Below are 12,790 nucleotides of genomic sequence, written 5' to 3'. Positions count from 1 at the left end.
TCGTAGCGGCCACAGGCTCAGCCCTTCTTGCTCACAGCGGTGGCCACGGCCTTGGCGGCGTCCTTCGGGGACTGCTTGCCCTGCATCACGTCGCTCTGGACGCTGAAGTAGGTGTTGGCGGCCTCGGCGCTCAGCGCCTGGTCCTGGATCATGTAGTGGGCGTGCTCGTTCTGCCACTTCTGCCACTGGAGGCTGAGCGGGCTGGTCTTCGCATCCGGCTCGTACGCCTTCACAGTGCTGTAGCTGTTGCCGAGCTGTGCCTGCGACGTGGCGCGCAGGAAGAAGTCGACGAACTTCGCGGACTGGTCCTTGTTCGGGGCGCCGCGCGGAATCATCAGGCCTTCGCTGAAGCCGGAGAACCGGAGCGTGGACTGGCCGGTCGGCGGAATGAACGTGCCGATTTCCGCCTGGGTCGCGGCGTCGGCGGTGGCCACGACGCCCTCGACCCATTGGCCGTCCAGGACCATCGCACCCTTGCCCGCCACCAGGTTCGACTCGACCTGCGAGGGGTCGAGCCCGAGGACGCCGTCCGCGAACCACTTCTTGTCGGTCCACTTCTTGAGCATCGCGAAGGCGTCCACCACCTCGGTCCGGTCCCAGGAGGTCTTGCCCTGGAGCAGCTGGTCGTGCAGTTCGGGCCCGGCGACGGTCTCCAGGAAGTACTCGAAGAACCGCATCAGGTACCAGCCGTACTTGCCGCCCGCGAGAAAGGGCGTGACACCGGCCTTGACCAGTGCCGCGTTCGTGGCTTCGAGTTCGTCGTAGCTGGTGGGCACGGTCGTGCCTGCCTTCGCCAGCATGTCCTTGCGGTAGTAGACGCCGATCGCGGAGGCGTAGACGGGAACGCCGTACTTGACGCCGTCGTAGGTGAAGTCGCCGATGCTGCCCTTGAGGAGCTTGGCGTCCCACCCGTACCGCTCGTAGTAAGGCGCGAGGTCGATGACCTGGTGGGCGGTCGCGAAGGGGGCGCCGATGGACCCGCCCCAGATGCGGAAGACGTCCGGCGGGCTGCCGCCGAGCAGCGCCGTGCGCACCTTGCCCGGGTAGATGGCCGCGCCCGAGCCGGAGAGGTTGTCGAGGGCGACCTTGACGCCGGAGTCCTTGCGGAAGGCGGCCAGGACCTTCTTGACGTTGGCGATCTGTTCGGCGTTGTCGTAGTCCATGTACGTCAGCGACGAGCCGCCGCTGCCCGTACCGCTGCCACCGCAGGCGGCGAGCGCTGCGCCCAGGGCGGTGACGCCCACTCCGCCGAGAAAGCGTCGTCGATTCAACTCGGTCATGGGGATCTCCAGTCGAGGAGTGGACAAAGGGGAAGATGGAGGCCCGGCAGTGGGGGTGCACGATGTGTGCATGAATATTCAGGTACCGTTGTCTAAGCTGCCGGGAACGTAGGCCCGACAGCTTCTGTGTGTCAAGGATGTTGCCGCACGTTTTCTACTGCAGCGAAAGACACGCAAAAGGTCACTCACGCCAAACCCTTGACGGCACACGGCCCACTGCCCCACTCTCGGCCGAGAGTCGATGCATTCAGTGAATTGTTATTCAGTCATGCGCCGAGCGCCCTTCCGGCGGAGCTCAGTGAGGTGTAGGCATGCCACCGCGCCCCGACCTGACCGGCGGCCAGTCCGTGGACCGACTCCGGCTCATCGTCCGGGTCGCGCGCATGTACCACGAGCGCGAGCTGCGCCAGTCGCAGATCGCCGAGGGCCTGAACCTCTCGCAGGCCGGCGTGTCCCGACTGCTGCGCGCGGCCACCGAGTTGGGGATCGTCCGCACCATCGTGGTCTCGCCCGACGGAATCCACAGCGAGCTGGAGGACGCCCTCGCCGAGCGTCACCGGCTCACGGATGTCGTGATCACGGATGGGGACGACCTGCCCGACCACCCGGCGCTGCTGCTGCGCGCCCTGGGCTCGGCCGCGGCCGGCTATCTGGCGACCGCGTTCCGGGCCGATGACCTCATCGGCGTGTCCACCTGGAGCGAGACCCTGCTGGCCGCAGTGGATGTGATGCAACCCGCGAAGCAGCCTGCCTGCGACAAGGTGGTCCAGCTGATGGGCGGCATGGGCGACCCGCAGGGGCAGGTGCGGGCGACCCGGCTGACGGCCAGGCTCGCCGAACTCGCCGGCGCCACACCGCTGTTCGTCCGCGCACCCGGCCTAGTCGGGGGCGCCCAGGCCCGGCTCGCACTGCTGCGCGACCCGTCGGTGCTCGAAGTCAGCCAGGCCTGGGCGCGGTTGACCACGGTCCTCGTCGGCATCGGCAGCGTGGAGCCCTCTCCCCTGCTGCGGCTGAGCGGCAACGCCGTCGCCGAGGAGGAGATGGAGCGGCTGCGCGACCTGGGCGCCGTCGGCGACATCTGTCAGCGCTTTTTCGACCAGGACGGAGTCCATGTCGACGCGGGCCTCGGCGAGCGCACCATCGGCATCCCCGTGGACCAGCTGCGCACCGTCCCGCGCCGGATCGCCGTGGCCGGGGGCGAGCGCAAGTACGCGGCTGTCCGGAGCGCGGTGCGCGGCCGGTGGATCACCGCACTCGTCACGGACATCGGCACGGCTCGACGCCTGCTGGACGACGACTGAGCGCGCGGCCTCGCCCGATACATCGTCGCCTTCGCCCTCGACAGCTGGCTGCGCGCCAAGGGCTACCCGCCCGATCTCAAACCGCCTGGGCCGCGCCGTGGGCGGCCTCCAGGACCGATCCCGACGACAGCATCGCCCCGCAACCTCGTGCTGTCCGGTCTCCAACAGCTCGGTATGGCTTGGGCGGAAGGCATTTCGGGCACGGTGATCGTTCGTGATATCTCACCCAGGCGGACCCCGGCATCCCAGACCTGCCGGAGCCTGGCGACTCGTTCGGCTTCGCGCTCGCCCTGGGCGACATGAATGGCGATGGTTACGCCGACCTGGTCGTCGGGGCAAGCGGCGAGGCGGCTGGCGACGTGCAGGGCGCCGGTTCGGTCACCGTGGTCTTCGGGGACCGGTCCGGTCTGTCGCGTAAGGCCATCGCGTTCCACGTCCCGGCCCCGACACCACGTGAGCATTTCGGTGGCCGGCTGACCAGCTCGACGGGCAGGTCACGCAGGACCCAGGCCAGGCGGGTGACGTCATAGCCGGCATCGCTGGCGATCACGATATGCGGGTCCCCGGCCTGCCACTGGCCGGCTGTGATGAGTCGCTCGACGACACCCCTCAACTGGGCGGCGGTGACCGCGGTGGCGTCGTCCACCGGTCCCAGCCGCACTGCTTCCTGGCGTGCACATCCCCCCGTGCAACCCAGGGCGCCTTCCAGACATCCGACAGCGACGGCACCGCCGACCTGACCCCAGTTGACTTTGTGTCCGGACAGGCGCTGCACGCCCCAGTCGAGGCCGCCTCCTGAGGGTCTGCGCAGGCGGTCGGGGAGGACAGGGCGTACTCGTAGAGGTTGGGGCCGCCTTCGTGACCGGATGGGGTCTTGGGGAGATGAAACGGCCGGTCTGCGGGTCGTAGTAGCGGTCGCGGCAGTAGAGCAATCCTGTTCCGTCGTCTTCGCGGCCGGTGAAGGTGCGGCGATTGGAGCTGGTGGCGCCTCTGGGCGTGGGCTGGCCTGCGGGGTCGTAGGGTGGCGAGTGGCGATGGTGCCGTCTGTCGGCCAGACCCCGCACGGTGCCCAGGGCGTCAGTGAGGTAGATCTGGGTTTTGCTCTTTCTTCTGGCTTCCGGAAGTGGTCAGACCCGTGCGGTTGCCGAGGGGATATTAGGTGAAGGCGGCGTACTGACTCTGCGTCACACCGCTCGGTACCTGCATCTACGGGAGCCCTCGTCAGCTCTGGACTGTCTCCCGAGACAAAGCCATCTCAAACCAGACGATTTTTCCGGTGGCAAGTCGGCTAGAGCCCCATCGCATGGAAAGCTTGTTGACCAGAAAGAGCCCTCGTCCCCCCTCATCGAAGGTACGTGAATGACGCAGCCGGGGAGGCTGTGACACATCGTCAGCAACCTCGCAGCGCAGCACGTCCGAGCGCAGCAGCCGCAGCGTGATCGGCCGTGACGTGTAGCGCACAGCGTTGGTCACAAGCTCGCTGACGAGCAGTTCGACCGAGTCGGCGAGGCTGTCCAGCTCCCAGCGGGTCAGTGCGCCGCGAGTGAGTTTCCGGGCCAGGCCAGGGGCCTTGGCCTCGGGGTCCAGATGCCAGAACGCGACGTCGCTGGGCGCGATTCCGTCGAAGCGGGCGGCGAGCAGCGCGATGTCGTCGTCCCGGTCGCCCGGGCCGAGCATGTCGAGCACCTCGTCGCACAGCGCCTCAAGGGGCGGCGGATGGTCGGCGCCGGTCAGCTGCGCGGTGGCGGCGAGCTTCTCGCGCAGCTGTTCTATACCGGTCCACACGTCACGCAGCCGCGACTCGACCAGACCGTCGGTGTAGAGCAGCAGGGTGGCGCCGGCGGGCGCGTCCAGCTCGACCGCCTCGAAATCCACCCCGCCCACACCAACCGGTGCACTCGGCGGTACGCGCAGGACCTCGGCCCGGCCGCCCAGGTGGAGCAGGACGGGCGGGGGATGGCCCGCGTTGGCGATGGTGATGCGGTGCGCGACCGGGTCGTACACCGCGTACAGGCAGGTCGCCATGCGGTCGGTACCGAGCCGCTGGGCCTGCTCGTCCAGGTGGTGCAGGACCTCCTGCGGCGGCAGGTCGAGCCCCGCGAGGGTCTGCGCGGTCGTCCGCAGCTGGCCCATGATGGCCGCCGAGGTCATGGAGTGGCCCATGACGTCACCGACGACGAGGGCGACCCGGCTGCCGGGCAGCGGAATCGCGTCGTACCAGTCCCCGCCGACCCTGGCCGTCTCCGCGGCAGGCAGATAGCGGAACGCCAGCCGCACACCGGTCGGCCGGGGCAGCGTCTCGGGCAGCATCGTGCGCTGCAGCTCGTCCGCGATGTGCTCCTGGCTTCGCGCCAGCAGGGCTCGGTCGATACCGAGCGCGCTGTGCGTGGCCATCTGAGCTGCGACCAGCACGTCTGCATCGTCGTAAGGAGCGCGCTGGTAGCGGATGAGGACGGCAAATCCGAATAGCTGCCACTTGCATTGGAGAGGAGCAATGATCGCGCTGAACTGTCCGGGAAGCGGTCCCGCAGCAATCTCCGCCAGCGCGGCCCGGGACAGGACGTCATTGATGGCGATGGGCCTGATGTTGGCAAGAATCTCGGCCAGCGCACCGTCGGACGTGAAGACAAGGTCTTCTTCGGGTGCCAGCAGTATCAGCGGAGCCAGGGCGGAGGACTCCGCTGGAACGTGGGTTCGATGGGCAAGGCGCAGATTGTGCGGGCGCAGCGTTTCGTAGTCCTGCAGCGGCGTGCTGAGGTAGACGAGGATTCCGTCGGCGAACTGTGGCACCGCGGCGTCCGCGAGGGCGGTGACCACTTCGTCGACGGTGGTTCCGGAAGCGATGTGCTCGGTGGCGGCGCCGGCAAGTCTCATACGGTCCAGCGACAGCGCTGCACCGTCGACACGTCCAACTGGTGCAGTGGATTCGCTGGTCACAGGGTTGTTCGTAGTTGTTGCGAAGTATTGTCCGTCAGCTTGCGTCCCAGCTGATTCCTTGCCCGCAGGAGGCACTGACGTCGTCGGTACAGTCTCGCCGGGGATGGTCCGGCTGCCTAAGCCCTCCCCCTGCGGCACGGTGACGTCCAGGCCGAGGTCCTCGGCGGCCTCCTGTACGGCGCTGTGCTCTCGGTCCAGTGCAAAACGCACCTTCTCCAAGGTCTCGTCGACGGCGTCAAAGGCGGCCTCGTCGGGCTCCCGCTGTGCAGTGGGGACAGGTAGCGGGCGGCTGTGGACGGTTTCTCCCCGCTCACCGGCGGCCGTCTTCGTTCTGAGTTCTCGCAGTTCAGCTTCCAACTGCTGGATGCGACGTGCCGCGTGATCGGCGACAGTCTGAGCCGTCTGCCGCTCGCTGTCGGCACGGGTCAACTGGGTGCGCAGCTCATGCTCTTGCGCCTCTGCCCGATGCCTCATCCGCTCAAGACTCGTGACTTCTTCCGGATCACCCGGCGTGGAATGGCTCAGAGCGTCGATACGCCGGGTGAGTTCCATGACTTTCGCCTGGGCCTGGCCCAGCATGCCGAAGAGAATCGTGGCGATCTGCAGGGCCTGCTGCCGTCCGTGCTCGCTGGCTTCGAACGCCTGACGGGCACGGTTGAGTTCTTCGTAGGCGGTGAGGGCCCGTTGCTGAGCGTGGAGAACCTCCCGCGCGGTCACCTGGGGTCCGCTGCCGTCCGTGGCGGTGGGCGCGTTCTCGGCGGCCTCCCACAATTGCCGCGGTTGCTCCAGGCGCTGTTGCACAGCCTCGTGGTCATCATCCGGGAAACAGATGTCGGCCACGGCTTCGACCAGGTCCCATATCAAGCCCTCGCCCGCCAGCTGACCGCGCAGCCTGCGCAGCGTAGGCACTTGGCCGTCGCCGAAATGGTCGGTCGTGAGCCGCAGATGCAGCTGTTTCACGGTCACCCCGGCCATGTCCAGCCATGACCGCAGCATGCCGACGACTTCGTTGGTCTCCGCGCACGAACCACGCGCCGGTGACCACGGACGCCCGGCCCGAGTCTGCTCCCCCACGGCTCGGCCCCCTGTACGAGTTGTTCCGGCACAAACGCCGACTTGTTCCTGCAACAACATCCAACCGCTCGCGCTCATCCGCGCGCCGGGAAACGGTGAGTTCGCTCTCGAACTCAACTACATCGGTTACAGGCGGTGTTACGCGTGTCTCCTCGCTCCATGATCGTGCTGGCTCTGCTCACCACAGTTTTGACGCTGTCTCTGGCCGCGGGCGCCGCCGCTGCCGCACTCGCGCGATGGGACGAAGCCACTGTCCCCACCGCCATCACCCGCGCTGCCATTGCTTTTGGCGGAACACTCTCGCTGGGCATCGCCCTCGTAGCCTTGTTTGTTTCCGCTTGGAGCTAAAGACCGTCGTCAGACAGCCCTGGAAGGCAACGGCGAGGCAGGCGTGGCCGTGTAGTGCCGCTGGGAGGCTGCAAAGCATCCGTTTCCTGTCAACTCGCCGATCTGATCAGCAAAGCCGCGAAGCCGCAGATAGTCTCCCGTGCGTGACGCAGATCAACTCACCCGCGAACCTTCCGCTCATCGCAGACTGCCCCACGTGCCGGAAGAAAGTACTCGCTACCGTTCACGGCGAGGTCGACGTGCCACCGGACGATGACCTTGAACGCGACGACGCCTACCGAGTCATACTGGTCGCTTGCACCACGTGCCGGACCGCCATGGTCCTGTGCAGCAACTACCTCTACGGGCCGGAAGACTGGGACACCCCCGAGAACGTCTGGCCCAACGGTGCCCCGGTCGTCGACGCTCCCTACAGGATCCAGCGCGCCTTCCAGGAAACCTACCGGTGCTTCCACCAGGCCAGCGCCTACTCGGCGACAGCAACGATGGCCCGCCGAACCCTGGAAATGATCTGTAACGACCAAGGGGCCGTCGGCCGCAATCTGGCAAGCAAGATCGGGTGGCTGCAGCAGAACGACAAAATCGAAGGCAGGCTCCTGGACTGGGCGACTGCACTGCGTTTCATTGGCAACGAAGGAGCTCACGGTCACGAGGTCAAGCGACAGGACGCCGAAGACGCCCTGTCCTTCACGGAAGCATTGCTGGAGTACATCTATGTGCTCACCGCTCAGTACGAACAGTTCTCAAAGCGTCGGAACAAGACAGCCGCCAAGAAATCCGTGCCTCAGCCGAAGGGTCCAGCACCACAGGCATAGCGTGCCTGCCAGCCACCGACGGAGCAATACTCAAGACCTATAACTAAGGGCTCGCAGAGAATCAACATGCGGGTTTGATCTTCTTCGGGCGGTGTGTTCCGTACCGGTCGAGGTGGACGGCCACATCAGTCGGGGTGCGGAATCTGGCAGTTGAGGGGTGGATCGCGTGATCGTGCTCGGCCAGTAGCGAGCGTGCTTCCTGGACGGCCCGTGTGAGAGTGCTTCCGGTGACGCCAAAGAGCTGGGCGAGCAGGTCGTGGGTGCCGATCTTGCGGAGGCAGAGCACGGTGGCGAGGATCCGGTCTGCGTCGGAGAGCTTGTCCTTGGCACCCGCACCTCGCCGCCGTCGGCGCTCGCCGCCCCGGCGCTCGTGGCGGATTTGCTCGCGTTGTTCCGCGAGCGCCGGGATCAACGCACTGACCAGCGCGTCGAGTTCGGCAGTGGTCATGCCGGTCAGCTCCGGGTCGCGGAGGGCTTGGGTGTCAACGCCGTCCGGGGACGCGGCCGGGTGGGCGGTGGTTGCTGCGGATTCCGTCTCATGGTGTGGGGCCGGGCGAGGACCAGCAGGACGGAGCGTGTAGTTCCAGTCGCCATGGAAGCGGTGCCGGCTCATTGCCAGTGCATCGATCTCGGCGTCGGTGACCTTCACACCGGTGTCGTAGGTGCCGGTGTCGAGTTCAGCTTCGACTTTCAGACCGGTGCGGGTCGTGGTCGCCGCGATGCTGTCCACGATGACTTCATGGCTGGTCAGCGGTCTGCCGCGCCAGTTCATGGAGATGTGGGAGAACAGTCGGTGCTCGATCTTGTTCCACTTCGAGGTCCCGGGCGGTAGGTGACAGACAGTGATCTCCAGACCAGTTCCGGAGGCGAGAGCGGCCAGTTCACTCTTCCAGGCCCGGGTGCGGTAGCCATTGGAGCCGCCCGCGTCCGCGGTGATCAGGAGACGGGTGGCGTGCGGGTAGTCGTAACGGCCGCGGGCCTGCCACCAGCGGCGGATCGAAGCGACAGCGAATTCGGCGGTGTCGTGGTCGGTGCCGACACTGACCCAGCCGGTGTTCGCCGCAAGGTCGTAGATGCCGTATGGGATCGCCTTGCCCGGTCCCTGTCGGTCCAGGAAGTCATGCGTTTTGACCAGCACTGGTTCGCCCGTCGGCCGCCACTCACGCCCGGCGTTCTTGTAGTCGCCGACCAACTCCTTCTTCTTGGTGTCCACGCTGATCACCGGGTCCCCGGCACCGATGTGTTCCTTGGCCCGGTCGTTGATATAGCGGAACTGGGCATCACGGTCAGGGTGCTGTGCGCCCTCGATGGTCTTCGCGTTGGCTTGCAGGCTGAAGCCCTCCTCCCGGAGCAAGTCCCCGACCGTGTCCGCGCTCACCTTGTGCCCCTGGCGGGTGAGTTCGGCGGCGAGCTTCCTCGTCGACCTGGTTGTCCAGCGCAGCGGCGATATCGGATCCCCGCGTATGTCCGGCTCGACCAGTGCGAGCAGAGCCGGCCGCAGCCCCGGGTCTACCTCGGCGGCCTTCTTGCGCCCGCCGCCAGGACGGCGAACCCGCCCCAGCGGTCCCTCGCCCGCCTCCAACTCGTCCACGCCCTTGCGAACAGTGGTCTCGCTGACCTGAGCCGCCTGCGCGACCAACCGGATACCGCCGTGTCCCAGGGCCCGGGCCTCGGCTCCCATCAGCAACCGACGCTGCCGCTCGTCCAGATGCGGGAACAACACCCCAAACTTGACGGCCAGTTGGTCACGAGTCGCGTCAGGGATGCCCATACCAGGTGAACGAGCCCGGATGCGGGAAGCAACAGCTTGATTCTCTGCGAGCCCTTAGGCTTGGTGTCAGCCACGGAATCGCCTTTGCTTCAGATCTCGTTGGTCAAGCCCCCGCAGGTGTTGCTAGCACCTGGCGGGGGCTGTTCGTTATCCGGGCACGCTAGACCCTTGTGACTGTCCGTGGCAAGCCGGTCGCGTCGAGTCAACTCGCGGGGAGGGTGGGTGGGTTGAGACCCGCCGCCCATTCCTCAGAAGCAGGGCTCGGAGATCGGCGCTTGAGCTTCGGGAGAAAAGATCGGGGCCGGTGTAAGGAAGTGCCGGGCGTATGACATGTACAGGGTGTGGAGAATATTCAGACCGGGATCGACCGTGAACGGACCGCACGGTTCACGGCCTTGTATGTCCGCGACCACCCGCGTGTGCGTGCTTTCGTGCACCGGCGGGTGGGGAACCGTGGTGCGGCGGAGGAGTTGACCTCCGACGTCTTCCGGATCGCGTGGGAGCGCGTGGCCGGGGGCGAGGAGGTGGGTACCGGCTGGCTGTTCGTCACCGCGCGGAATCTGCTCAGCAATCACCACCGCGCGGCGACCCGGCTGGCGGAGCTCCATCGGCGTATCACCGACGAGTTGGACCGCGCACCGGCGTCCGGAGAGGACTCCGCCGTGGTGGAGACCCTTGAGCGGCTTCCGGAGCGGCACCGGGACGTGCTGCTCATGCGCTACTGGGACGGGCTCAGCGCGGCTGAGGTCGGTGAGGTCCTCGGGTGCAGTGGGCCGGCGGTCTGGGTCCGGCTGCACCGGGCCCGTGAGGCGTTCCGCGGCCTCTACACCTCGCACTCATCCCTCTCACTCGAGGAGTCGGCATGATCAACGTGAAGTCCCTTGTCAAGCAGGTCAATCCGGTGCCGGACGAGACGACGACGGCGGCAGCTGACGGCATGTCGGCGCGCGCGTACGACGAGCTCGTCGGTCTTGTCGGGGCCGAGGCGGCGGAGCGGCAGGCAGGGCAAGGACGAGGTGCGCGGAGTCGGCGGCCGTCCCGGCGGGGGGTTCTCGTGGCCGCCGTTGCCTGCACGGCCGCCACGGTGGTCGCGGGGGTCGCCGTCCTCGCGCTGCAGGACCCGAAGCAACCGGGCGGTGGTGACGGCGGTGGTTCCGGGCTCGCGGACGAGCCGTACTTCGCGAAGACCGCCGAACTTGAGGCCGCGTCGGTCCTGATCGTCAGGGCGCGGCTCGGTGCCGGGCACGAGGAGACGGTCGACGGACTCACCGAGACCGTTGCCACGGCGGAGGTGGTGGCGACGGCCAAGGGCGGCTCCCCCGCGGGGAGCGAGATCGAGCTGGCCTACACCACGCCCGGATCAGGGCCCGAGACGGCGGAACTCGCCGCCGGAAAGGAGTACGTCCTGCTGCTCGACGAGCTGGACGGCGGACGGTTCACCCTGATCAACACCACCCAGGGCGCCTACGGGATCGAGGGCGGGCACGCGGTGGCCGGGGGCGACAACGACGTCACCCTGAGCCCCGGGGTGCTCAAGGCGCTGCGACTCACGTCCTGACGCAAGCATGTTCTGACGCGACGACGATTGCCGTGACCGGTCACGGCAACCGTCGTCCTGTACCTGTGTGCGCTGCGGGCTAGTTCGTCCGGCCCAGGGCGGCGGCCTTGGCGGCCAGTTGGTCGACCTTGCCGGCGTTGTCGAAGCCGTCGTCGGCCACGGGTGTGACCTTCTCATCGGCGGTGACGGTATAGAGGGCCTGCTCCGGGTTGAGCAGGTCGTACGGGTTGGTGGTGCCCTGGTCGGCGAGCATCAGTACGTACTCGGTCTTGTCCTTGGCCAGGGGTGTGGTCTCCTGCTCCGCGTACGTCACGCCGCCCAGCGTGCCGCCGAGCTGGGAGACCTCGACCGTGGCCCCCGGCTTCACGTTGCCGGAGAGGACTTCGGAGACCTTGACCGTGGAGACGGTGACGACCACCGGCTCGGCCTTGGCGGCTTCCGCTTCCGAGAGACCCGCCTGCGGGTTGGCGGCCGGGTCGTCGCTCGTGGACTTCTCGGGAAACAGCTCCTGCACGCGGGAGCTGGTCACGGTGCCCCGCACGATGACGTCCGACTCCTTCACGATCGAGTCGAGCGAGTCGTACGAGGGGTAATCGGCGTGGTACGTCACGACGTCCGAGGCCGCCTTGACACCGGTGTTGGCCTTGGCCTTGGAGCCGGATTCGGATGTGCCCCGGCTGTCCGAGGAGCAGCCGGTGAGGGCGATGGCGGCCAGCAGCGCCGAACCGCCGACGAGAACGCTCCTGATCGCGGTCATGAGTAGATCCTCCGCACTTCGGAGACGTCGTACGGCTGCGGCTTCTGCACCGTCGTCCGGTTGCGGTTGTGCTTCATGAGCGAAACCCTGCCGGTGTTCGGGTTGTCGTCGAGGCTGAGCGCGTGCCCAAGTTCGTGCGTGGTCGTGCTGCGGCACCATTCGGTCATGCGGGAACCGGAATCCCGTTCGAGCGTCCTCGCGTTGGCCTTGATTTTGAATACGCGGTTGATCGGGCGAAGGCCGGACGGATCGTAAAGTCCGTACCAGCTCTGTGAATACCGGCCCGCCGTGAATTCGGCCCTGGCGCTTGAGTTGCGACCGATGCTTGCTCCGGCGCCCGCGTTGTTCCAGTTGCTGCGTCCGGTGTCGAGGAATCCGATCCAGGTGTCATTGATGCCGACAGCCTTGACGTTGAAGCTCCGGCTCGGCATGCCGCCGTCGTAGTAGTCGGCGTGGGCGGCCGTCGTCCCGGTGACGGCAAGAGCCGTGGTCAGGGCCGTGGTCAGGGTGGTGCAGGCGACCCATCTCGCTGTGGTCCGTGCGTATTTGTGTGTCAAAGAGTTTCCCCGTACTTGTTTTCGCGGGCAGTGGTGAGTTGCCCGTGTGTGGTCGTGGATTCGCAGCCGGGGCATGGGTGATCAGTCCATGTCCCCCGGAAACGGAGACCGTTGGGAGAAGTGGCGTATGCGGATTCCGGTTCCGCATGAATGCAGGGCCGAGTCTTCCCCCGTGTCTCGGCAGGCCACGTATGCGTGATGTTATGAGCGGAACTGGCTGTGGTCAACGGTGTTTGTGAGGCAACTGACCTTTATGGTGCGAGAGTTGAAAGAAAACGACCCGGAGCCGAGGGTTTGACTGCGGGTCGTTCTTGTGAGCTGAGCCTGGGTGCGGGTTAGCCTCGATCTTTCTTGATGGGCCGTCGACGAATTTGGCGGCCCATTTCGTTGCC

The 12,790-nt window shown here is 66.7% G+C and carries 10 protein-coding genes and 2 pseudogenes; 5 read left to right on the top strand and 7 right to left on the bottom strand.

All coding sequences use genetic code 11. From position 1 onward, the window contains the following. Window positions 1-17: 17 nt before the first annotated feature. Window positions 18-1,280 carry an ABC transporter substrate-binding protein gene (locus OG718_RS53930; protein WP_328842676.1) on the bottom strand — a complete coding sequence of 421 codons (1,263 nt, stop codon included), beginning with the start codon at window positions 1,278-1,280 and terminating at the stop codon, window positions 18-20. Window positions 1,281-1,591: 311 nt separating this feature from the next. Here OG718_RS53930 and OG718_RS53925 point away from each other — a divergent pair, with 311 nt between their 5' ends. Then, entirely contained in the window at window positions 1,592-2,581 is a 990-nt protein-coding gene (locus tag OG718_RS53925; protein ID WP_328842677.1) for a sugar-binding transcriptional regulator, read from the top strand. Between the two features lie 409 nt (window positions 2,582-2,990). Here OG718_RS53925 and OG718_RS53920 read toward each other — a convergent pair. From OG718_RS53920 to OG718_RS53915, 3 genes and pseudogenes are all read right to left on the bottom strand, one after another. After that, window positions 2,991-3,245, bottom strand: a pseudogene (locus OG718_RS53920) (transposase); the annotation flags it as partial. A 217-nt stretch (window positions 3,246-3,462) separates the two neighbouring features. Beyond that, a pseudogene (locus tag OG718_RS54600) lies at window positions 3,463-3,645 on the bottom strand (RHS repeat-associated core domain-containing protein); the annotation flags it as partial. Between the two features lie 157 nt (window positions 3,646-3,802). Further along, a complete protein-coding gene (locus OG718_RS53915) occupies window positions 3,803-5,656 on the bottom strand; it encodes a SpoIIE family protein phosphatase (protein WP_443055316.1) in 1,854 nt (617 codons plus the stop codon). 1,095 nt (window positions 5,657-6,751) lie between these two features. Between OG718_RS53915 and OG718_RS53910 the strand changes: the two genes are divergently transcribed. Both OG718_RS53910 and OG718_RS53905 read left to right on the top strand, forming a co-directional pair. Then, a complete protein-coding gene (locus tag OG718_RS53910) occupies window positions 6,752-6,940 on the top strand; it encodes a hypothetical protein (RefSeq protein ID WP_328842678.1) in 189 nt (62 codons plus the stop codon). Window positions 6,941-7,083: 143 nt separating this feature from the next. Further along, a complete protein-coding gene (locus tag OG718_RS53905; RefSeq protein WP_328842679.1) occupies window positions 7,084-7,755 on the top strand; it encodes a DUF4145 domain-containing protein in 672 nt (223 codons plus the stop codon). Between the two features lie 61 nt (window positions 7,756-7,816). Here the strand turns inward: OG718_RS53905 and OG718_RS53900 are convergent, their stop codons facing one another. After that, window positions 7,817-9,526, bottom strand: a complete 1,710-nt coding sequence (locus OG718_RS53900; protein WP_443054847.1) for an ISAzo13 family transposase — start codon at window positions 9,524-9,526, stop codon at window positions 7,817-7,819. A 341-nt stretch (window positions 9,527-9,867) separates the two neighbouring features. Here OG718_RS53900 and OG718_RS53895 point away from each other — a divergent pair, with 341 nt between their 5' ends. Beyond that, on the top strand, window positions 9,868-10,392 hold the full coding sequence (locus OG718_RS53895) for an RNA polymerase sigma factor (RefSeq protein ID WP_328842680.1): 525 nt from the start codon (window positions 9,868-9,870) through the stop codon (window positions 10,390-10,392). Continuing rightward, window positions 10,389-11,084, top strand: coding sequence for a hypothetical protein (locus OG718_RS53890; RefSeq protein WP_328842681.1), 696 nt, complete (start codon window positions 10,389-10,391; stop codon window positions 11,082-11,084). Before OG718_RS53895 ends, OG718_RS53890 begins: the two co-directional genes overlap by 4 nt. Before the next feature lie 79 nt (window positions 11,085-11,163). On the opposite strand, the gene OG718_RS53885 is transcribed toward OG718_RS53890, so the two are convergent. Together OG718_RS53885 and OG718_RS53880 are read right to left on the bottom strand one after the other, a co-directional pair. Continuing rightward, the gene (locus OG718_RS53885; RefSeq protein WP_328842682.1) at window positions 11,164-11,841 is read right to left on the bottom strand and encodes a hypothetical protein; all 678 of its coding nucleotides are present in this window, start codon (window positions 11,839-11,841) and stop codon (window positions 11,164-11,166) included. Next, on the bottom strand, window positions 11,838-12,398 hold the full coding sequence (locus OG718_RS53880) for a hypothetical protein (RefSeq protein ID WP_328842683.1): 561 nt from the start codon (window positions 12,396-12,398) through the stop codon (window positions 11,838-11,840). The genes OG718_RS53885 and OG718_RS53880 overlap by 4 nt, the downstream gene beginning before the upstream one ends. Window positions 12,399-12,790: the final 392 nt, after the last annotated feature.

The organism is Streptomyces sp. NBC_00258 (genome assembly GCF_036182465.1).
Lineage (GTDB): Bacteria > Actinomycetota > Actinomycetes > Streptomycetales > Streptomycetaceae > Streptomyces.
This window is presented reverse-complemented; position numbering and strand designations above follow the sequence as displayed.